The organism is Desulfitobacterium sp. THU1, from assembly GCF_038181555.1.
Classification (GTDB): Bacteria; Bacillota; Desulfitobacteriia; order Desulfitobacteriales; family Desulfitobacteriaceae; genus Desulfitobacterium.
On record NZ_JBBWUA010000006.1, the window covers coordinates 36,545 to 56,068 of the forward strand.

Here is a 19,524-nt window from a genome sequence, read left to right on the forward strand (position 1 = left end):
ATAAGACATGCCCAAGTAGTAAAAATATGTGATGGCTATAAACTTCTCATATGTTCTTATGGACTGGAACGCTAATTGCTTTGGGCAGCTATGTGGATATAATTAAAATCGCTACAAAAGGAGCAGAGGTTTTGAGTCAGAATAAATCTAAAGACTTTAATGTTTATTATCTCAATTTTACCAAAGTGTATGAAATTGCTATGATGATAAACAATGTTATACTGACGAAAATAGAAAATGATCGTAGTAAAAGATTTGAGGAACAATATGGCTTTACGTCATCGGTTTCTGCTCAAGGTACAAAAAAGTTCCTCGATGGTATTAAGGCTTCTATTTCTGCTGATGCAAAAGAAACATCATTTTCATCTTCAAGGGTAGTTGAAACTTTGGATGTAAAAACTACGAAATCAATACTCCTTCGTAGAGTAATTGAACAATGCTCCAACATTTCTAATTTTGAGAAGTCTTATGAAGGTGATCTTGTCAAAGTCGATAATGTCAAGTTGGAGCTCCTTGATGAAGAAAGTCTTAGACAATTTCTCATTTTAAGGAGAGATGCTTTAAAGGGCGTTCGCATAGAAGGCATGGAGTTAAATAATTTGGTTAGTTCCATGCTTCAGGATTATACCTATATTCTTAAGGGCTCGTTATACGATAATGATGCCGAAGAATGTGCTATAGCAGAAATTATCATTAAGATTCCTTTAGAAATTCAAACAGAATTTGAAAATAAATATAGCATTAATGACTTGCTTATTGGACACGTCTCTATCGTTGGCATATATAAAGGAATAGTCAAAGAGGAATTTATATCTTCAAATACTTTTACATATTTTCAAGATATCGGTATGCGACAAAAGCAGAATGTTGAAAGCACCTCGAAAATAATAAAAAGCGCTAATCGCGCAGACACGATTCCAAAACAACTATCTCAAAAAGAAATAGAATATTATTTTATAGATACTCTTGCTATTATTCAAGATGTCACTTTTAACCTCGAGGAACCTCAAATTCTAAAGCTGCATTGGTGGAATAGACTTGGTATTTGGCTTAGTGAACTAAGGAGGGGATAGACAATGGCCCTCTACACCATATATACATACAACAGCATTGAACAATTACGACAAATTCAACAGGAAAAGGAAGTTGTCCCTTTTATTTTTTCTGAAGCAATAGATCTATTAGAGGATGCCCCAGATCTTTGTATAAATATTTCTGCACTAATTTACTTGTTGCAGACTGATAAGCAGAATAGGTACTCTGCATACATAAATCTTCGGGAAATGACTGAGGAAACTATTGTAATCGTAGAGGAATCACTCGCGGACGATGCTATAAGATTCTTTCCAGACCTATTTGCTACTTACACTCCATTTTGTCGTGAAGAAAATGTGCAAGATAGTGAGGCAACCTCATATACATTTAAAAACATTCGCCAGCCAATATATACGTACAACAATTTGAATGATCTAACCGCTATTATCACGTATGCTAATGCACACAATATTCCCATTGCCACTTTTTCGCGTGCATCAAGTGATTTAAGAAGTGAATTAGAAAAATTTAATAAATCAGCAGAATTGGCACTAGTAGACTTAACATCCACTGCTTATGTAATTGAAGATAATAAAAATATAATTTATGCTGTAGAGCAGTTCATGAACGCATATCCAAACATAAAGATAATTGCTTTAACGTCTCAAGTTGATATACTTATGAAGTATTTTCCGTTATTTGTTGAAGAACAGCAACTAATCGAAACTCTTTTACCTGATTTGGAAGGGCTTACTGCGATAGACACTAATGTCGATGAAGCGAAAAAAGTTACATCCTTATCAACATCTGAATTCGATTCATTTTTTGAGAGCTTCAATCACAATCTTGTTGGGCACGAATACTTTAAAGAACGATTTAAATATTGCCTTAAAAATTTTATTGCGCTGAATAAAGTTAAGGAGCAGAAGGTTCTTTCGGTCTTTTTATTTGGAGAATCTGGAATAGGAAAAACTGAAGTTGCTCGTTTAATAGCAAATGGGCTACAGAAAGATAGTTATTTAGCAAAAATAAACTTTCAAAATTATAGCAGTCAAGATGCACTGAATAGCCTTATTGGCAGCCCTGCTGGATATATAGGATGCCAGCATGGTGAGTTGAGTGACAAGGTTAAAAAGAGCAAAGTAGGAATTGTTTTATTTGATGAATTTGAAAAGACCACTATACCAGTTTTTTCTTTCTTTCTAGAATTACTCGAAGAAGGGAAGTTTACTGATTCTATGGCTCGTGAATATGACCTTAATGGCTATATTTTAGTATTCACATCCAATCTTCAAAATGAAGCAGGATACAAGAGAATTATTCCGCCGGAGTTACAGACACGTTTTGATTTAGTATGCGAATTTCAAGAGCCGTCTTACTATGAGAAAACGAAATTTCTTGACTTATTGCTGGAACAGGCAGAAAGTAAGTTTTCTGAACAATTTTCCCAAATACAAATGACGCCAGGAGAAAAACGAAAGCTATTTGATTTTGACTACTCAAGTCTAAATGCACTAAGAGATATTAAAAGGTTATTTAACAATCGGCTAATGGATTTCTTCTTCTCAAAAGGAATAGGATAAAAAAAGTGGAGAGCCGTTACTGCTTTTGAAAGTAGTAGACGGTTCTCCTAAGGATGATGGCGGGAGTCGGAAGAAATTCATCGTGTCTCTTTGACTATAGCACAGTTGTATTTGTATAAAGTTCTGAAAATTTAAATAATATTTTATTCATTTGTACAAAAATATAGCTTTGTTTGGAGCTTAACCTTCTTTTGCGATAAAACTAGGATCGTTTTTTGCTTTAACAAAGGCAGAATACTGATCAATTGTTCTTCTAATTAACTATTCTTCTACATAGAATGATATGCCATGAAATATGTAGAGGAGGTGGCCCCATCTCATGCTTTCCAATGAATCCTATGTTCAACAATCTCTAGAGCTCAATTTATTTTTCATGAGAATTGCTAAGGAACACGCCTTTTTTATGGAGGGAGCCTTATTAAGTCCTCGCGATCAAATGCTTATAGAACAAGCAGTAGCTCTGAAAATCGAATTCACCAATTTATTGCAGGAAGCTCTTGGCCTTGCCAATGGAATTATCAGCCCAGAGGTTCTTGCTTCGGGTGAGCTAGTCACAAAACATACCCTTGATGCAGAGCGAGTATCCCAATTCTACTCAGGTATCGAGCTTAACTCAGAGCTAACCCAATTTGAGCTTTCCCTACAGTCTAGGATGGTACCTGTTACTCCTGCCTTGGTGGATCAGGTGTGTGCCCTCAATGAGAGAGCAATTCAAGCTGCGACCATTTTGGCGAGCTTCAAAGGGAGGCTTCTTCAGGATATGGTAAGCTGCAAAGTATTCAGCTTTAACTATCATTTGCTAATCGATCATATCCTGCGTGAAGCGCAGTTCTATTTAAAAATGCTTCATAGTTTACAAAATCGGCAGGTAGCGGATATCAAACGCGATATCATTGCCCAGGAAATATTCTGGAACCGGATTATGGCTGAACACTCTAAATTCATCCGCGGGTTATTAGACCCCACAGAGGTACAACTCTTTAACACTGCCCATAACTTCGGCCATGAGTTTGATCAGCTCACAGCCAAAGCCATGACCATGACAGAGCAGACCACCATCTTGCCTCAATTGAGCCGCGAGACTTTCAACGCTACTCTGAGGATCAGAGACTTTAAAACAGCCGGTACGGAGGGATTAATAGACTGCAAAATTAAAGCTGCAGCCATGCCGCTACTAGGCGATCACGTCATCCGGGAGGCGAATCATTATCTGAGACTTTTAGGAGCATTTCTTTCTCGATTAAGGTAGTAAAAGGTCATCGGCTAAATCTAAGGTCAGCAAAAGGCATACCCAACATCTGAATGGGTATGCCTTTCTAATATGGACCTCATGAAGAAGATGAAGACCTAGATATTTTCGTTCTGATACATATTCCCGATTACTTTACTAGAAGGAATATCGCTAACGTTTTTCTGTGAGGAACTCCCTATGGCAATAAGTTCGAAGGCTGCTTGGGCCTCATTCCAATGGACTTTATAAGCTTCAGAGGAAACGAGCACAAGATCTGCTTCATACACATCCAAGCCATCAGCATCGGTCAAGCCTGTCCATTGCAGTAATTCATATTTCCCTACGGGATCCCAGGACTTCCCTGGAACGCTCACTGCGAAGGGATCACAACTTTGAATGTCAAAGCTAATTGCTTGAGGATTATGCATTTTCTTGGAAACTTTATTCCATACGCGAAATTTAAATGGTCTCAAATGAACTGCCCCCTTGTCCTATAAATGTCACCATCTATTAATACGGACAAGGGGGCAGATTTTTAGAGTTTCAGGGTCTGGTAATTATTTCTTAAACAGATGTGGGAGATTTCTTGAATTTTAAACCTCTTGGCTAAAGGAAAATCTAGCCAAAAGAAAGAATTATAATCAAAAGTGGAGGTGGTTCAAGTGTTATTTAATACCGAAATAGAAACGGGTTTATACATTAACGGAGAATGGCTTAAGGCAGAGAAGAAGATGGGGGTTTTCGATAAATACTCTCACGAGCTGATAGCCGAAGTGGCCGTAGCTGGACAAGCCGATGTGGATTCGGCCATGAAAGCTGCCAACGGTGCTATGACCGAAAACCCACTGCCTGCTCATCAGCGTTATGATATTCTTATGAAGACCGCTGCTCTCGTTGCCCAAAATGCAGAGGAGATGACTCAACTCATTTGCAGGGAGGGGGGCAAACCTTATAAGGATGCCAAGGCAGAAATCGATCGTTCTGTGTTTGTGATTCAAATGGCCGCCGAAGAGGCAAAAAGAATTCATGGAGAGACGGTCCCCCTTGACCCAGTCAAGGGCTCCGAGAACCGGATAGGGCTTTACATTCGTGTCCCCGTGGGGGTTGTGGCAGCTATTGCTCCCTTTAACTTCCCCAGTAATCTCGTTGTCCATAAAATTGCCCCCGCGATTGCGGCAGGTTGTGGAGTGGTTCTCAAGCCCGCATCCACTACCCCATTGACGGCAATTGTTCTCTGTAAGCTTATGGAGGAAGCTGGTCTTCCAAAGGGATATCTGAATCTTGTGATTGGTTCCGGACGTGAGGTAGGGGACTATATGGTATCCCACCCCGGCAAAAAGCTAGTCAGCTTCACCGGAAGCCCAGCCGTGGGGCGGCGCATTAAGGAAAACAGCGGGCTGGATCGTTGTGTTTTAGAACTGGGCAATAACTCCGGCAATATCGTGCACAGTGATGCCGATCTTGATTTGGCAGCCACGATCTTGGCTCGCAAGGCCTATAGTTCTGCCGGACAATTTTGCGTATCGGTTCAACGGATTTATGTTCAAGAGAGCATCTTAGCATCCTTTACGGAGAAAATGGTCGCGGCTACCAACAGCCTCAAAGTAGGTAATCCTTTAGATCCTGATACGGATATTGGCCCCATGATCAGCTTGCAAGAAGCAGAGCGGATTGAAGCGTGGATACAAGAGGCAGTCCAAGGCGGAGCAGAAGTTTTGACCGGTGGAACTCGGGAGAATGTGATTGTGCAGCCGACCTTGCTGCGCAATGTTAACCGCGACATGAAAGTCGTATGTGATGAGGTTTTTGGCCCTATAGCCTCAATTATTCCTTATAAGACCTTTGAGGAAGCCATTGATATGGTCAATGACTCCGAATATGGCTTACAAGCCGGAGTCTTTACCCAAAATCTCGATTTAGCTTGGAAAGCTGCAAAGAAGATAAGAACCGGTGGCGTCATCATTAACGATGCATCTTCCTACCGTGCTGACCACATGCCTTACGGTGGAGTAGATAAGAGCGGCTCAGGAAGAGAAGGTCCGCATTTTGCTGTTGAAGAGATGACTGATGTTAAGATGATCGTCTTTAACCTACAAAACGTTTAAACTCTACTTGTATTTCATTAGTAAACAAGGCATACCATTAGGAAGTAATCTTCCCGATGGTATGCCTTGTTTGATAACCTCTTAATGAAGACGCGAAGAAGCATTGTTTCGCGTAATGAGTCACTAGGGAATTGGTTTTAGTTTTTTCTGGCGGAATAGTTCTCCGAAGGCAGCACCGCCTAAAATCAACAGGGCGCCAACGAGTTGCACTAGGGTTAGCTTCTCCCCCAAAAGGACTGCCGAAAAAAACAGTGCTGAGAGAGGCTCCAGATAACCACAAATCGCTACACTTTGCACGGGGAGATCGCCGATAGAAGAGAAATAGAGATAACAGCCGATTCCGGTGTTGACAATGCCTAGGATTAGAATGGGGATTAGGCTTTCCGCTGTAATATTGACAGTGAAGCCCTGCTTCAGTAAAAGGAATATCCCCACCGTTATAAAGCTCATAATCAGCTGCCACATAGAATTTGCAAGGCCAGTTATGCTTACAGCCTTTTTATTGAAGACCACCATAACTGCATACATGACTGCTGATAAGATTCCGCAGATCAAGCCGAAGGAATTGCTTTCCTGGGACAATTGCCCAGTAACGAAAAACATGCCAATGAGCACAGCAAGGAATCCAAGGAGCTTGGCGCTGGTCATCTTTTCTTTAAATAGAAGAGGCGAAAGGATCATGACAATCACAGGGCCGCAATAATAGGCAAGGGTGGCAATACTAACACCAATTCGTGCGTAGGCTTCGTAAAGAAACATCCAACTCGCACCCATGGCCACACCGGAGATTGAAATATACAGAATATGTGACTTGTTAAGGAAGAGCTGCACCTTTTGTTTGGACAATATAAAAACCAGCCCTAAAAAAAGGCTACCGATCAGCGTTCTTGTAAAAACGATTTCATAACTGCTTAAGGCAATATAACTGGCAATTATGCCGTTTGAACCAAATAAAAGTAGTGAGGCTATGTATTTTAAGTAAGCTTTATTGATTTTAACTGTATGAATCGCTCTCTCTGTTTGCATTTAACATCCCATCCATATCAAATTCTTAGTTCATCTAAATGAGGTGTCATCCGGAGGAAGAAACATCTGATATATCCTCCTTATGACAGTAAAAGAACCGAGGCATGGCCTCGGTTTTGCTTAGATACGAGGGAGTATGTAACGAGAAATAATAATTGAGGTTAAACATTATAGCTTCTTGATTAAAGCACTGACCGTGTTGGCCTCCTTGCTTTCACCATAGAATTCAATTTGAAATCCATTGAACTGATAGCGCATAGTATAGATATCTGTGAATTCAGGGTCTTGGCTAAAACTATCGGGCATCCCTAACTTGGCGCTGATCTCATCGAAGGTATCGGTTATTTTCACACCCAAGATCTCCTGTTGACCTTCTAGGAAGATTTCTGATGCTATATCCTCATTATTAAACAGGATCATAATATTTTCGAAAACAATCTCGGTAGCGAAAGTATCTTTGGGAAGCTCAGGATCGATGACAGGTACTTTTTTGGACTCCTGCTTGGTGATTTTCTCGACTTCGGCCAGAGGCTTGCCCAAAAGACTTAAGGTCGGATGGTTTTCAGCATAGGCTTTAACGACACCTTTTTTGGCCTGGTCGATGTCTGGGTAGGCGTTCTCATTGACGATGTAAGTACCCCAAGTCATTTGCTCTGGATCATTGACGGACTTCATTTTAATATAATAAATATCTTTGTTAATATAATTCTCGACTTTATAAGGGTCCTTGACCTCGGTTTTATTAAAGAGATCGACAAGCAACTCCACACTATCATAATAGACCTTACCGGTCTTGCTATGGACAAAGTCAATCACGGGAGCTCCCCCGTTAACCATATGTTGAAAGGCATAAATCGTATGTTCCCCCACTTTTGCTTCCCGCAAAAAAGCCACAGTATACTCAGTCTTCGTCAGAAGCTCTTGCGAAAGGACCCTCATGGCCTCTTCCTGACTCAGAGCCGAAGCAGAAAGAGTGGGTGAATTGCCTCCCACGGGAGAATCCACATCCTTGCTTCCCCCGCAACCGGTTACCAGCATCGTTATGCCAATGAGCATAGCAACGAGCGATTTTTTCATGTTATCACCTTCCAGTTCATCGCTAAATAATTCGACGAATTAGAATGAAATCCTTTATTATAGAAACAGACCCCAGCACGGGGTCTGTTGATTTAATCATCTTCTGTCGGGAGCTCTTCAATTGAATCAATCCGACCGACAGCGACTTGCTCTCCGTCCTTCAAGGTGATGAAATATTCCTCTTGCAGTTGCTCTTCAAAACTTTGGTCAATAGCCTGAAGATCTTTTTCACTTAGATAGGCTTGGCCGAGGAAATGCTCGCCCGCTTCATCGCTTGTGTAAATCGCAAAAAGTGTTACCAATTGATTCATCCTTTCTTTCTCCCCACTAGAATTGCTAAGTCAACAGTGATTTCCAGAGAGTCCAGCTTGAGGATCCTGTCAATTCGCTCCTCCTGAGCTCCCCAGGTCAAAGGGGTCATATGTACTAAGTTTTCTATGAGAGGTTTCGCCAAGGTCCGAGTATAGTGAACAGGCACGATCTCAGTCAGTGCCAGATGATTTTCGAAGAGCTCCATGGTTTTGGCGTTAGTATAATCCTCACGATCGGTTTCCGCATAAAAAACAGCGCGCAACTCCTTGAGATAATCTTTTTCCGGAATAACCTTCAGGACATATCCGTCGGGGTTGAGAATTCGCTCAAACTCAGCATAGTTAGCAGGAGATAAGATGTTCAGAATCACTTCAAAAGCATGATCAACAAAGGGACATTGAGCAAGATCAGCCACACACCAAAAGCTATCTTCAAAGTCTCGGGCGGCCATTTGGATGCCTTCTTTGGCCAGATCCATCCCCACACAGCTAGGCATCCTTCCTGTATGTTGGTAGAGTTTTTGTTGGATGCTGGCTAAGTTAGAACCTTCACCGCAACCTGCATCCACGATATTTAAGGAGCGGTCAAAGCTCTTCGCCTCAGAACTAATCAGATCACAGAGCTTAGAGTTGAGAGGCTCAAAAAACCCGCTTTGGGCCAGATTTTTTCTTGATTCGAACAAGGTCTTATTGTACTTGGACTTGATGCCATGAGATAATAGATTAACATATCCCTGCTTAGCGAGGTCAAAGCAATGCTTATTCTTACAGATTAAACTCTTTCTATCGACAAGACTCAAGGTATGTTGGCAGATGGGGCATCTCAAGAGATCCTCAAAATGGCCGGTATGGGTCTCGTTGAGGATAATACTTTTGGGCATCTCAGGCATCCTTTCCGGTGGGGGAATCGCGTAACAGATTTTAAAGTTATAGTGAACTCTATTACTTATAATAACAACAATTACTGAACTTGAAAAGTCAGAAAAATACAATATTCACCATAAGTTTCTTAATTTCATCATAAGCGATCGATTTGAATGATTATGGGAGGGATAGGGACCATGAGAAACAAAGGTATGGCTATATTCATCTTAACCCTTTTGATGACACTTCTCCTTGTTCTCCCCTGCTTTGCTAATGCAGCAGAGCCTCCATCAATCGTCATCCTTGTTCCCAGCGCGCCGGAGGATCTCACGATTAGCCTAGTCGCTGATTCATCCGGCAAAGCCAAAATAACGGACAAGGCCTTCGAAAGGTACTACGCCTTTTACTACCGAGACTTAAAGTATACTGAGGATTATAGCATAGAGGTTACGACCGCAATGAGTTCTTACCAGATTCATTTGGAAAAACCCGTCAAGGCCTATAACAATATCTTTACCCTAGATTTGAATCAGCAAACCTTGGAGCCAGGAAAGTCTCTGACACGCTCGCTGTCTTTAGTATCTCTGCGAGTCCTCTTGACCTTACTGATTGAAGCTGGTGTCTTTTGGCTTTTTGGTTATCGAGAAAAAAGGTCTTGGTATGCCTTTTTGGCCATCAACCTCTTAACTCAAGGGGCTCTTAATATCTGGCTTAATGAGTTTTCGCCTCTGGCCAGTTATCTGGTGTTTAACCTCATTATCGGAGAAGTCCAGGTCTTCATCGTCGAACTCATAATTTTAATGGCCTTTTTGCGAGAGCATGGGCGCTTGAGAACCTTCAGCTATGTGATCACAGCTAATCTTTTGAGCTTGATCGCCGGAGGCTATATTATTACTTATTTACCGATTTGATAGGATAGAGAAGGAGATGCTTCATGAAAAAAAGATGGTTATTTTGGGGACTCACCATAGGAGTAATGCTCTTGACCCTCACCGGCTGTGTGCCGGGGGATGGCAGTTATACGTTTGATGAGCCGGCAGGTTTTTTATCAGGGGTCTGGCATGGCTGGATTGCGCCTTTTTCTCTGATCGCCGGAATCTTTATGGATGGTATCCGAGTTTATGAAGTTTTTAACACGGGTTGGTGGTACGATTTTGGCTTCTATATCGCTGTGATTAGCGGCTTTGGTGGGTTGTCTCTCTCCCGGAATAAGAAAAAGGAAGGCAAGTAGTCGCTAATGAATAAACGAGATTTTGCCCTAGCTCTGATGATTGTGACAGCTTGGGGCGTGAATTTTACTGTCATAAAACTGGGGCTTCATGATGTTCCATCCATGCTCTTAGCCGCCTTGAGATATTTAGCCACTGCCTTTCCGGCGCTGCTTTTTATTAAGCCCCCCGCTGTAGCTTGGCGATACACGATCGGCTTCGGGTTAACCGTAGGTTTGGGCCAGTTCGCCTGCTTGTTTTATGCTATCGAAATCGGGATGCCCGCCGGAGTTGCTTCTGTAGTCCTGCAATCCCAGGCGTTCTTTACTTTCCTATTTGCCGCCATGACTCTTAAGGAAAAGATCCAGAGTCGTCAAATTCTCGGTCTTATGGTGGGGATTCTCGGTTTGTACTTCATCGGTGGTATTTCCGGCACGACTGGGATGAGTGAAATCCCCCTGGGAGGTTTGCTCTTAACCATAGTGGCCGCGGCCTCAGCGGGATTTTCCAATATTGTCATTAAACTAGCTTACAAGAGCAGTGCAGCCGAGGGGCAGAAGCTGGATATGCTAAGCTTGGTTGTCTGGTCTAGTTTGGTTCCGATCATCCCTATGTTGGGGATTGCCTTAGCCTTAGATACTCCACAGACTCTACTGGCCGCTGTACAAAACATGGATCTCAAAGCAATTTTAGCCGTGCTTTATATTGCTTATGTCGCCACTTTGTTTGGCAATGCCACTTGGAGTGAGCTGATGGCTAAGTACCCGGTCACCCAAGTTGCTCCCATCTCCCTTCTAGTTCCCATCACCGGCTTAATTACGGCTCAAATCGTCTTAGCTGAGTATCTGAACCTATGGCAATGGCTGGGATGCTTCGTTATCCTTTTCGGTTTAGTGATTATGAATTTTGGTATGACGCCCCTGCGTTTGCTTATGAGGAAGAAGTAAGTTCCGACGGATTTCTATAGTTGTCGAGGTGAAAGGACATGGAGATTATTGAAGATAAACTGCGTGAATTAGAAAGCATCCCTTTTTTGGGGAGGTGCCCTAAGGATTTTAGAGAATTCTGGCTAGAGAGTTTAAGGACGGATAGCAGGGTTTCCGCTCGCCTGGAATTAGAAAGAATTCCTTACCCCATAGCCAAGGTTGAAGTGTTTTCGGCAACTGTTCTTGGCGGAGACGAGGTCGAGTTAAAGGGGTATTACCTAAGACCGGCCTTAACTACGATTAGCAATCATGGCATTCAGAAAGAAGAAAGAACTGACCTAAATCTTCACGAAGAGGGACAGTCTCAACTGTTTCCCGGCTTGGTGCGCTTTCATGGCTATTCCGGCAATCGGGGCCAGATTTCAGAGCTGCTTTTGTGGGCCTTGCAAGGCTATGCCATTCTTGCCTTAGATGTACGGGGGCAATCTGGAGAGACACCTGATCACCGGGTCTATCCCGCTGGTTCTTTTTCCGGCTGGATGACCCTAGGAATAGAGTCTCCGCACCAGCATTACTTTCGCCAAGTCTATCTGGATGCAGTCCGAGCCGTGGCAGCACTTGCCAATCAGTCTGAGGTAGATGAAAATCGAATCGGTTGTATAGGCAAAAGCCAAGGAGGAGGCTTTGCGGTCACCGCCGCGGCAATGACGAATACTTTGGGGAAAGAAGTCGGGTTGCAAAGCCGGGTTAAGGCAGTTTCAGCTGCTATTCCCTTTTTATGTGATTTTCGCCGCGGCTATCAGCTACAAAGTGGCGGGCCTCTGGATGAATTAGCTTGGTATTTTCAACTATATGATCCGGGGCATCGGCGTGAGAAGGAAATATTTAAAACGCTGGATTATTTTGACACAGTTCACTTCGCCCCTTGGCTGGGTGAGGAAGTCTCAAGTCTCGTGTCCATGGGATTAAAGGATACGGTCTGCCCGTCAGCCACTATTTATGCCTTGTATAGGTCAATCGAAGGGAAGAAGCAGCTCCTCGTCTACCCGGAATACGGTCATGAATCTCCGGATGAGTTTGTGGATCGGCAGATCGAGTTTTTGGCTAGGGTGCTGGGAGTTTGAAGCGAACCGGCGTAGCAAAAATGTTGGCCAATTGGATGTAATTCCAGAGGAGATGGAGCTTTACGAAAAGCATTTCTTTCTAGAAAGGGATGCTTTTTCGCTTGAAAATGAGGGAATAAAAATGAAGGGAAATATGAAGATGAAATGAGATGAAGAGCTTTAATTGCACAAATCAGTGGCCGATGTGATAAGATGTATTTCAATAATAATATAGTGACAATCGAAAATTATTTATTGCAAAACGATAAAATTTATATTATAATCAGCTTACACTAAATAAGTGAGGTGCTTATTATGAATCGCGAAACACTCTTTTTGAAAATCGCTGTCTTTCTGATTGGAGCTCCAGTTCTCGTCTTGGGTCTACTTGGCATACCCTGGTTAGCGACTAATCCAGTGAATCCAATTTATGCTCATGTACTCTATCCAATCATAGCCATTTTGTACGTATCCACGGTTCCGTTCTTCGTTGCCTTGTATCAGTCCTTCCGGCTTCTAAGCTATATTGATAAGAATGAAGCGTTCTCCGACAGTTCCGTGAAGGCCTTAAAGAGAATAAAATTCTGCGCAATTATAATCGGCGTTTTGTATGTGGCCTGGTTGCCTTTCATCATTGGGGTTGCGGAATTAGACGATGCCCCGGGTCTCGCGATTATCGGCATGGTTCCTATTTTCGCTTCGATGGTCATAGCGGTCTTTGCCGCTGTTCTTGAAAAACTTCTTGCTAAAGCCATCGATATGAAGTCTGAAAACGAATTAACAATTTGAGGTGTTGAACATGGCAATAATAATCAACCTTGATGTAATGTTGGCCAAAAGGAAGATGAGCCTCACAGAACTTTCGGAGAGGGTAGGAATTACCATGGCCAATCTTTCGATATTAAAAAATGGCAAGGCAAAAGCGGTCCGCTTGTCCACATTAGATGAGATTTGTAAGGCCTTAGAATGTCAGCCGGGAGATATTTTAGAATACAAGATTAACGAAATTACATAAGGCTTATAGTGTAAGTGGCTGGTCTTAGTTGGTAATAAATTATTACCAACTTTTTTATTTTAAATAGAACACTTGTTCGCCTAAATCGAGGCGAGTATAATGTGAATAAAAGGCAATTATCAAGAGTGGAGGGATGAGGAGTGGAACAACCAGTGGAATATCAGGGAAAAAATAAAATACGTGTGTATCGCCTGCGAGCAGAAATCGCTACTCAAAAGGAGCTAGCGCAAAGGACAGGTCTTTCCCAAAGCATTATCAGCGACTTAGAAAGAGGAAGGCGTAACCTCAGCCCAGCTTGGGCTATGCGCATCGGGGAGGCCGTAGGGACCCCTTGGGAAACGCTGTTGGAGGATGAGTGAGAAAGAAGTGTAATTCTATTACCAAATTCTGGGGAACCCGTTGACAGGATTACCCATATTAGCTAAACTATAAACAGAACATATGTTCTCGGGCAGGAGAATGGTTCGTACTGGTTCTTCCTGCCCGAAGTCAGTGCGAATACAAACTCTTGTAAAGCAGTCGGCAGGGCCGGCTGCTTTTTGATGCAGAACAAAGTTCTAGATAAGGGTGAAGGAGGTGAAAAGAATGGCTTTATTAGCAACTCCAATCGAATCTGTGCTGGTAGTCGCTTACCAAGTCGGATTAACCGACACCGGAGCACCGAAGATTCGCCAGAGAAGCATCGCCAACGTGCGCAGCAACGCTCTGGATCAGGATGTCTATGATGTAGCGGGAGCACTTTTTAGCTTGCAAGAATTTCCTGTAACCAGCATCCGCCGCGACAACCGCATCGATCTTGTGAACGAGTAAGAGTAACATTTTTTAATAAGGTTTTCCAGTAGGAAAGGAGGTGAAAAAGCATGGCAACGACAAGTAGAAAGGTCTTACGGATGGTCTTTAATACCAGCATGGCCGGCACTATGACCCTTACGCTAGCCGACCCTAAAGAGGGTATTTTACCCGCGGAGATAGAGGGAGTGATGGATCAGATCATCAGTAAGGATATTTTCTCCACATCAGTAGGCTCCCTCGTCTCAAAAAAAGACGTAAAAATCGTCGAGACTGTCACAGATGATATTTATGGGGAATAGATAACAATGAGAGGCGAATGGGACGTCTCCATCGCCTCTCTCACTACTCACCTTTCGAAGGTTAAAGATGTTGGGGTAATTAGCGCTGACGTGAATAGAGCAAATCGGAGTTTATAGAGGGGAAAAGAGAGGAGGTTAAGAGCTATGGAAGACTTCCTTAATATTGTGGGGAATTTTGGCTTTCCAATCGCCGTCAGTGCCTACCTTTTAGTGCGAATCGAGGGGAAACTCAATGAACTCACCTCAAGCATTACGGAGCTTGCCAAGGCTATAGCCATCCTAGAAGTGAAGGGGGATGGAAAGTAATGGACTGGCAAAAGATCGTGGTCCACCATTCGGCAAGTCCCACCTCAGTGATGAGAGGAAAGAATAGCGTGCCGGTGGATGTAGCAATGATTCGGCAGTGGCATCTGGCCAAAGGTTGGAGTGACATTGGGTATCACTTCGTAATACTCCCCGATGGCCGCTGTGAAGAAGGACGCCCTCTCTATAGGCCTGGTGCCCACTGTGTGGCAGGACATCGTAACTTCATCGGTATCGGCATCTGCCTAGTGGGTAATTTTAGCCAGGCTGATGAGATCCCGGAGGCGCAGCTGAATGGTTTAGTGACCAAGGTCATCTCCCTCATGCAAAATTATCACCTGGACATTGAGGATGTGGAGCTCCATCGGGAGATTCCCGGAGCCGCCACGGAGTGCCCGGGAAGGTATTTTCCGGAGGACTTGTTCAGGAGGGTGCTCAAGGAACGATTGGGTTGAGAGGAGAAGAAAAACGATGCCCTAACTTCAATGAAGTTGGGGCATCGTCTATTTATCTCTAGTTTATTTCCAATTTTGTCTCCTAAACGGGCAACTCGTTCAGAATATTCTTTGTTAACCTTGAGCTGACTATCACGGAAGAATAGATTAAGAGTTAACTAAAATTTCTATTTGATTCTACTGCTAGTTAGACTATACTAACTTATAGGTGGAAGAAATTTAAGCCAGCTGTTATGGCAGGTACAAATAAGAATACCCAATGTGAAAAAACACATGAACCTCAGAAGGAGAAACATATGAAGCTGAATGAATTAGGTGTAGGTCAAAGTGCTTTGATTATATCTGTAGGCGGAAGTGGTGCCTTGCGTCAGCATTTCCTTGACATGGGTGTGCTACCCGGTGCGGTGGTAACTTTGGTAAAATTAGCGCCTATGGGAGATCCCATGGAACTCCGTATCCACGGCTATGAGTTAACCTTACGTCTGGCAGATGCGGAAAAAATAGAGATTGAGACCGTTCAAGATCCTGAACAATTAATGGATAATTCAAGAATGAGCAAACCTGTCCACCATCCGGGCTTAGGGGAAACCGGTATCTTTCATACGAAGGCCGATGGGGCCCCACTACCGGACAGCGAGGTGCTGACCTTTGCCTTGGCCGGTAATCAGAACAGTGGCAAGACGACTCTCTTTAACCAACTGACAGGTTCCAATCAGCGGGTCGGTAATTTTCCCGGCGTCACGGTGGACAGAAAAGACGGGGTAATCAAAGGCCATGCCAATACGCTGGTTACGGATCTACCGGGGATTTATTCCATGTCCCCCTACAGCAGTGAAGAGCTGGTGACTCGTCAGTTTTTGCTGAAGGACAAGCCAAAAGGAATCATTAACATCGTCGATGCGACCAATATTGAAAGAAATCTTTATCTGTCCATGCAGTTGATGGAATTAGATATTCCGATGGTATTGGCCTTGAATATGATGGACGAAGTGCGCAATAACGGTGGCTCCATTCACATCAATGAAATGGAGAATATGCTGGGTATTCCTGTTGTCCCCATCGCTGCCAATAAGAATGAAGGAATTCAGGAGCTTGTCGACCACGCCATCCATGTGGCAAAGCATCAAGAACGCCCCGGCAGAATGGATTTTTGTGATCCGGAACATGATAACGGTGCGGTCCATCGCTGTCTCCACGCTATCATCCATCTTATTGAAGATCACGCCAAGCGTGCTCAGATTCCTGTGCGCTTTGCGGCCAGTAAGGTTGCCGAAGGGGACAAAGCAATTATCCAAGCCTTAGACTTAAACCCCAACGAGCTGGAGCTCCTTGACCATATCATACAGCAAATGGAGGATGAGAGTGGCTTAGATCATGCTGCTGCCATCGCCGATATGCGGTTTAAATTCATCAGGAAAATCAGTGCCGCCACCGTGGTGAAGCCGAAAGAGAGCAAGGAACACGCCCGCAGCGTGGCTGTAGATAAAGTACTGACAGGGAAAGTCACAGCGATTCCTGCCTTTATCGGCATCATGGGGCTCGTCTTCTGGTTGACCTTCGGGGTGATTGGCACTTGGCTATCGGATTTGCTGGAGATGGGAATTACCTGGTTATCGGAGCTGGTGGATCTAGGCTTGACTACCTACGGGATTAACCCTGTAGTTCATTCCTTGATCATCGACGGGATTTTTGCCGGGGTAGGCAGTGTCTTAAGTTTCCTGCCGATTATCGTGACCTTGTTTTTCTTTCTATCCTTCCTAGAGGATAGTGGTTACATGGCTCGGGTGGCCTTTGTTATGGATAAACTCTTGCGCAAAATCGGCCTTTCCGGCCGAAGCATTGTGCCCATGCTGATCGGCTTTGGCTGCTCCGTTCCCGGGGTTATGGCTAGCCGAACCCTTCCTTCCGAACGAGACCGGAAGATGACGATTTTGCTGACTCCCTTCATGAGTTGTTCGGCTAAACTACCGATCTACGCTCTCTTTACGGCGGCCTTCTTCCCCAAGCATGGCGCACTGGTCATGATCGGTTTGTATTTTGGCGGGATTGTGGTCGGGGTGCTCTTTGCTTTGCTCCTAAAAGGAAGCATGTTCAAGGGTGAGCCGGTTCCCTTCGTTATGGAATTGCCCAATTACCGTATGCCTGGTTTCCAAAACGTATGGCGGCTTCTGTGGGACAAAGCCATGGACTTTATTACTAGAGCCTTTACTGTGATCTTTGTGGCTACGATTGTCATTTGGTTCCTGCAGTATTTTGATACACGTCTGAACGTGGTTTCCGACTCCCAATCCAGCCTGCTTGCTATGCTGGCAGGTGTGTTTACCCCACTTCTTAAGCCTCTGGGCTTAGCTGATTGGCGGATTTCCACGGCTTTGATCACGGGATTCATGGCCAAGGAAAGCGTGGTGTCCACCCTGACCGTATTATTGGAAGGCTCCTCCGCTACTTTAGCCACCCTCTTCACTCCCTTTTCAGCCATGGTCTTTCTGGTATTTACCCTGTTGTATACCCCCTGTGTAGCGACGATTGCTTCCGTCAAGCGTGAACTAGGAGGAAGATGGGCCTTGGGCGTGGTCGTCATGCAGTGTGCCATCGCCTGGTTGGCTGCTCTGTTAGTGAATCTTTTAGGAATGTTGATGGGGTGGGTGTAGATGATGGATGGATTAAGTATTTTCCTTTTAGTGCTCATTTCAATAGGATTTGTGGCGGCTATCCGCTCCATCTGGAGGAAAAAGGATAACCCCTGCGGCAGCTGTAGCGGAGGCTGCAGTTCCTGCAGTTATTCCTGCACCCCTCAAGAGCAGGAGAAAAGGCTGAAGAAATGAGGGAGCGATAAAAAGTCATATTGCGATACAATATGACAATAAGAAAGTGCCCCGTTTCTCTATAGTTGAAAGGCGGGGCACTTTTTATGGCCATTAGATTGTAAACTTGTCAATCTTCCAAGTTCCTTTTTCCTTTTTTACAAATAGCGTATAAGTAGTGCTAAAAGGAGTATCTTTACTAATTTCGTTCTTCAAGTTATTTTTTTTGTTTAGCTCCTTAAAATATTTCTTCTCTGCACTTATTACGCAGGTCTTAACGTTATATACTACCGTTGCCTGCTCCATATTCTCACTAAAAGTAATCGAAAGAAATTCGCAACTTTCGTACTTGACTTTAAGCTTGTTTTCAATAAGGAAATCCGCGGTAGTTTGCTCATCGTTACTTTTAATAAGTTCTATGAGATGGTCCACTGTATAGAGATGGTACTCTGCTCTGCCGTCCAAGAATTCAAAATCGCGGTCGTTTAAGGATTTTGCAAAGTCTATTGATAAGGTCCTTATGGCTTGTTCTTCCGCGTTATAATCCATCGAATTCACTAATTCGCTATTGACGGGACCATTGTTATCATTAGCTTCCGAAACAGGCATAGATTCTTTAATTGTCCCTAAGAGCTCTTTTAGAATATTAAGCTTTTTCACTTTTACCCTTCTTTCTCAGCCTTAACCAAGTGTTCTATTTTGGGTATATCTGAGTCACTGAACCGACTCATAGTGGCCTAGGAAATTAACATTTATAATATGTTATTTACAGACGGGTAAATTGTGACTAAACACCTTAGTTTCAAATCTAAATATGGGTTTGTACTCGGGCGTCTCTTTAGATAGTATGTAGGCCGGGAAATAACCCGGCTTTTCGATTAGCGTGGCCTTCTCCACGGTAAACGAGGTGCATACTGCATGCGTTCATTTAGCTCTTCAGGCGAGTTAATTCCTTTCTTAGCCAGAAAACGTTGCAAACCCATTGGTACAGGACGTTGAGCTAGGAAATTCCCGGCTGTCGGAGCGTTCGAGACATTGTTTACATTACTAGGACCCAACCCAAAGACCTCGCTTTCCAAGTCTTTATTAACTTAAAGAAGGAGTATATTCCTTTAGAAAATTACGCCTAAAGCGATAAGAATTAAAATAGCAATAGCGATAATCCCTACGCCAACACCAACACCAACTCCTGCAACAGGTGCGACAGTGGGACAACAAGCACCACCACGGCCCATACCATAACCCATTCCGTACATGACTCTACCTCCAATCTTAGATTTTTCTGATTAGACGACTTAGAATACGATTCCCATTGCGATTAGAAGAAGAATGATGACCACAACGATTGCAATTCCTGCTCCAAGGCCATATCCGCCACCGCCACAAG

Annotated in this window: 25 protein-coding genes; 17 read left to right on the forward strand and 8 right to left on the reverse strand. The window is 43.5% G+C overall.

What is annotated here, in order from left to right; genetic code table 11:
* Positions 1–50: 50 nt before the first annotated feature.
* The 3 genes from AAC978_RS07320 to AAC978_RS07330 all read left to right on the forward strand — a co-directional run bounded on the left by AAC978_RS07320 (position 51) and on the right by AAC978_RS07330 (position 3,867).
* Complete coding sequence (locus AAC978_RS07320) at positions 51–1,073, forward strand: hypothetical protein (protein ID WP_341547387.1); 1,023 nt, start codon at positions 51–53, stop codon at positions 1,071–1,073.
* A 3-nt stretch (positions 1,074–1,076) separates the two neighbouring features.
* Positions 1,077–2,618, forward strand: a complete 1,542-nt coding sequence (locus AAC978_RS07325; protein WP_341547388.1) for an AAA family ATPase — start codon at positions 1,077–1,079, stop codon at positions 2,616–2,618.
* A gap of 319 nt (positions 2,619–2,937) precedes the next feature.
* Positions 2,938–3,867 (forward strand): DUF2935 domain-containing protein, encoded by a 930-nt coding sequence (locus tag AAC978_RS07330; protein ID WP_341547389.1) that lies wholly within the window; start codon positions 2,938–2,940, stop codon positions 3,865–3,867.
* 98 nt (positions 3,868–3,965) lie between these two features.
* Here AAC978_RS07330 and AAC978_RS07335 read toward each other — a convergent pair whose 3' ends face one another.
* A complete protein-coding gene (locus AAC978_RS07335) occupies positions 3,966–4,322 on the reverse strand; it encodes a YopX family protein (protein ID WP_341547390.1) in 357 nt (118 codons plus the stop codon).
* A 189-nt stretch (positions 4,323–4,511) separates the two neighbouring features.
* Here AAC978_RS07335 and AAC978_RS07340 point away from each other — a divergent pair, with 189 nt between their 5' ends.
* On the forward strand, positions 4,512–5,954 hold the full coding sequence (locus AAC978_RS07340; RefSeq protein ID WP_341547391.1) for an aldehyde dehydrogenase family protein: 1,443 nt from the start codon (positions 4,512–4,514) through the stop codon (positions 5,952–5,954).
* A 123-nt stretch (positions 5,955–6,077) separates the two neighbouring features.
* Here the strand turns inward: AAC978_RS07340 and AAC978_RS07345 are convergent, their stop codons facing one another.
* From AAC978_RS07345 to AAC978_RS07360, 4 genes are all read right to left on the reverse strand, one after another.
* Entirely contained in the window at positions 6,078–6,980 is a 903-nt protein-coding gene (locus AAC978_RS07345) for a DMT family transporter (protein WP_341547392.1), read from the reverse strand.
* Between the two features lie 168 nt (positions 6,981–7,148).
* On the reverse strand, positions 7,149–8,057 hold the full coding sequence (locus AAC978_RS07350; protein ID WP_341547393.1) for a hypothetical protein: 909 nt from the start codon (positions 8,055–8,057) through the stop codon (positions 7,149–7,151).
* Between the two features lie 92 nt (positions 8,058–8,149).
* Positions 8,150–8,368 carry a hypothetical protein gene (locus AAC978_RS07355; RefSeq protein ID WP_341547394.1) on the reverse strand — a complete coding sequence of 73 codons (219 nt, stop codon included), beginning with the start codon at positions 8,366–8,368 and terminating at the stop codon, positions 8,150–8,152.
* The gene (locus AAC978_RS07360) at positions 8,365–9,249 is read right to left on the reverse strand and encodes a putative RNA methyltransferase (protein WP_341547395.1); all 885 of its coding nucleotides are present in this window, start codon (positions 9,247–9,249) and stop codon (positions 8,365–8,367) included. Before AAC978_RS07360 ends, AAC978_RS07355 begins: the two co-directional genes overlap by 4 nt.
* A gap of 180 nt (positions 9,250–9,429) precedes the next feature.
* Between AAC978_RS07360 and AAC978_RS07365 the strand changes: the two genes are divergently transcribed.
* The 13 genes from AAC978_RS07365 to AAC978_RS07425 all read left to right on the forward strand — a co-directional run bounded on the left by AAC978_RS07365 (position 9,430) and on the right by AAC978_RS07425 (position 18,158).
* Positions 9,430–10,143: a hypothetical protein gene (locus tag AAC978_RS07365; protein WP_341547396.1), complete on the forward strand. Its 714-nt coding sequence runs from the start codon at positions 9,430–9,432 to the stop codon at positions 10,141–10,143.
* A 23-nt stretch (positions 10,144–10,166) separates the two neighbouring features.
* Positions 10,167–10,463: a hypothetical protein gene (locus AAC978_RS07370; protein ID WP_341547397.1), complete on the forward strand. Its 297-nt coding sequence runs from the start codon at positions 10,167–10,169 to the stop codon at positions 10,461–10,463.
* Between the two features lie 6 nt (positions 10,464–10,469).
* Complete coding sequence (locus AAC978_RS07375; protein ID WP_341547398.1) at positions 10,470–11,387, forward strand: EamA family transporter; 918 nt, start codon at positions 10,470–10,472, stop codon at positions 11,385–11,387.
* Positions 11,388–11,425: 38 nt separating this feature from the next.
* On the forward strand, positions 11,426–12,490 hold the full coding sequence (locus AAC978_RS07380) for an acetylxylan esterase (protein ID WP_341547399.1): 1,065 nt from the start codon (positions 11,426–11,428) through the stop codon (positions 12,488–12,490).
* A 294-nt stretch (positions 12,491–12,784) separates the two neighbouring features.
* The gene (locus tag AAC978_RS07385; RefSeq protein ID WP_341547400.1) at positions 12,785–13,258 is read left to right on the forward strand and encodes a DUF2975 domain-containing protein; all 474 of its coding nucleotides are present in this window, start codon (positions 12,785–12,787) and stop codon (positions 13,256–13,258) included.
* A gap of 10 nt (positions 13,259–13,268) precedes the next feature.
* Positions 13,269–13,484, forward strand: coding sequence for a helix-turn-helix domain-containing protein (locus tag AAC978_RS07390; RefSeq protein WP_341547401.1), 216 nt, complete (start codon positions 13,269–13,271; stop codon positions 13,482–13,484).
* 140 nt (positions 13,485–13,624) lie between these two features.
* Complete coding sequence (locus AAC978_RS07395) at positions 13,625–13,843, forward strand: helix-turn-helix transcriptional regulator (RefSeq protein ID WP_341547402.1); 219 nt, start codon at positions 13,625–13,627, stop codon at positions 13,841–13,843.
* 226 nt (positions 13,844–14,069) lie between these two features.
* Positions 14,070–14,294 carry a DUF1659 domain-containing protein gene (locus tag AAC978_RS07400; RefSeq protein ID WP_341547403.1) on the forward strand — a complete coding sequence of 75 codons (225 nt, stop codon included), beginning with the start codon at positions 14,070–14,072 and terminating at the stop codon, positions 14,292–14,294.
* A 50-nt stretch (positions 14,295–14,344) separates the two neighbouring features.
* A complete protein-coding gene (locus AAC978_RS07405) occupies positions 14,345–14,575 on the forward strand; it encodes a DUF2922 domain-containing protein (RefSeq protein WP_341547404.1) in 231 nt (76 codons plus the stop codon).
* A gap of 144 nt (positions 14,576–14,719) precedes the next feature.
* The gene (locus AAC978_RS07410) at positions 14,720–14,881 is read left to right on the forward strand and encodes a YvrJ family protein (protein ID WP_341547405.1); all 162 of its coding nucleotides are present in this window, start codon (positions 14,720–14,722) and stop codon (positions 14,879–14,881) included.
* Positions 14,881–15,333, forward strand: a complete 453-nt coding sequence (locus AAC978_RS07415) for an N-acetylmuramoyl-L-alanine amidase (RefSeq protein WP_341547406.1) — start codon at positions 14,881–14,883, stop codon at positions 15,331–15,333. Before AAC978_RS07410 ends, AAC978_RS07415 begins: the two co-directional genes overlap by 1 nt.
* Positions 15,334–15,629: 296 nt before the next feature.
* Positions 15,630–17,984 (forward strand): ferrous iron transport protein B, encoded by a 2,355-nt coding sequence (feoB, locus tag AAC978_RS07420; protein WP_341547407.1) that lies wholly within the window; start codon positions 15,630–15,632, stop codon positions 17,982–17,984.
* The gene (locus AAC978_RS07425) at positions 17,985–18,158 is read left to right on the forward strand and encodes a FeoB-associated Cys-rich membrane protein (RefSeq protein ID WP_341547408.1); all 174 of its coding nucleotides are present in this window, start codon (positions 17,985–17,987) and stop codon (positions 18,156–18,158) included.
* Between the two features lie 93 nt (positions 18,159–18,251).
* On the opposite strand, the gene AAC978_RS07430 is transcribed toward AAC978_RS07425, so the two are convergent.
* From AAC978_RS07430 to AAC978_RS07440, 3 genes are all read right to left on the reverse strand, one after another.
* Positions 18,252–18,797, reverse strand: a complete 546-nt coding sequence (locus AAC978_RS07430) for a hypothetical protein (protein WP_341547409.1) — start codon at positions 18,795–18,797, stop codon at positions 18,252–18,254.
* A 218-nt stretch (positions 18,798–19,015) separates the two neighbouring features.
* Positions 19,016–19,195 (reverse strand): hypothetical protein, encoded by a 180-nt coding sequence (locus AAC978_RS07435; RefSeq protein ID WP_341547410.1) that lies wholly within the window; start codon positions 19,193–19,195, stop codon positions 19,016–19,018.
* A gap of 54 nt (positions 19,196–19,249) precedes the next feature.
* A complete protein-coding gene (locus AAC978_RS07440) occupies positions 19,250–19,393 on the reverse strand; it encodes a hypothetical protein (RefSeq protein WP_341547411.1) in 144 nt (47 codons plus the stop codon).
* Positions 19,394–19,524 lie beyond the last annotated feature (131 nt).

Coding starts and splice junctions, on each gene's coding strand:
- AAC978_RS07355 (WP_341547394.1), bottom strand. CDS start 8,368: ATGAATCAATTGGTAACACTTTTTGCGATTTACACAAGCGATGAAGCG.
- AAC978_RS07440 (WP_341547411.1), bottom strand. CDS start 19,393: ATGTACGGAATGGGTTATGGTATGGGCCGTGGTGGTGCTTGTTGTCCC.
- AAC978_RS07350 (WP_341547393.1), bottom strand. CDS start 8,057: ATGAAAAAATCGCTCGTTGCTATGCTCATTGGCATAACGATGCTGGTA.
- AAC978_RS07425 (WP_341547408.1), top strand. CDS start 17,985: ATGATGGATGGATTAAGTATTTTCCTTTTAGTGCTCATTTCAATAGGA.
- AAC978_RS07320 (WP_341547387.1), top strand. CDS start 51: ATGTTCTTATGGACTGGAACGCTAATTGCTTTGGGCAGCTATGTGGAT.
- AAC978_RS07345 (WP_341547392.1), bottom strand. CDS start 6,980: ATGCAAACAGAGAGAGCGATTCATACAGTTAAAATCAATAAAGCTTAC.
- feoB (WP_341547407.1), top strand. CDS start 15,630: ATGAAGCTGAATGAATTAGGTGTAGGTCAAAGTGCTTTGATTATATCT.
- AAC978_RS07375 (WP_341547398.1), top strand. CDS start 10,470: ATGAATAAACGAGATTTTGCCCTAGCTCTGATGATTGTGACAGCTTGG.
- AAC978_RS07405 (WP_341547404.1), top strand. CDS start 14,345: ATGGCAACGACAAGTAGAAAGGTCTTACGGATGGTCTTTAATACCAGC.
- AAC978_RS07370 (WP_341547397.1), top strand. CDS start 10,167: ATGAAAAAAAGATGGTTATTTTGGGGACTCACCATAGGAGTAATGCTC.
- AAC978_RS07360 (WP_341547395.1), bottom strand. CDS start 9,249: ATGCCCAAAAGTATTATCCTCAACGAGACCCATACCGGCCATTTTGAG.
- AAC978_RS07330 (WP_341547389.1), top strand. CDS start 2,938: ATGCTTTCCAATGAATCCTATGTTCAACAATCTCTAGAGCTCAATTTA.
- AAC978_RS07325 (WP_341547388.1), top strand. CDS start 1,077: ATGGCCCTCTACACCATATATACATACAACAGCATTGAACAATTACGA.
- AAC978_RS07390 (WP_341547401.1), top strand. CDS start 13,269: ATGGCAATAATAATCAACCTTGATGTAATGTTGGCCAAAAGGAAGATG.
- AAC978_RS07365 (WP_341547396.1), top strand. CDS start 9,430: ATGAGAAACAAAGGTATGGCTATATTCATCTTAACCCTTTTGATGACA.
- AAC978_RS07385 (WP_341547400.1), top strand. CDS start 12,785: ATGAATCGCGAAACACTCTTTTTGAAAATCGCTGTCTTTCTGATTGGA.
- AAC978_RS07415 (WP_341547406.1), top strand. CDS start 14,881: ATGGACTGGCAAAAGATCGTGGTCCACCATTCGGCAAGTCCCACCTCA.
- AAC978_RS07410 (WP_341547405.1), top strand. CDS start 14,720: ATGGAAGACTTCCTTAATATTGTGGGGAATTTTGGCTTTCCAATCGCC.
- AAC978_RS07380 (WP_341547399.1), top strand. CDS start 11,426: ATGGAGATTATTGAAGATAAACTGCGTGAATTAGAAAGCATCCCTTTT.
- AAC978_RS07400 (WP_341547403.1), top strand. CDS start 14,070: ATGGCTTTATTAGCAACTCCAATCGAATCTGTGCTGGTAGTCGCTTAC.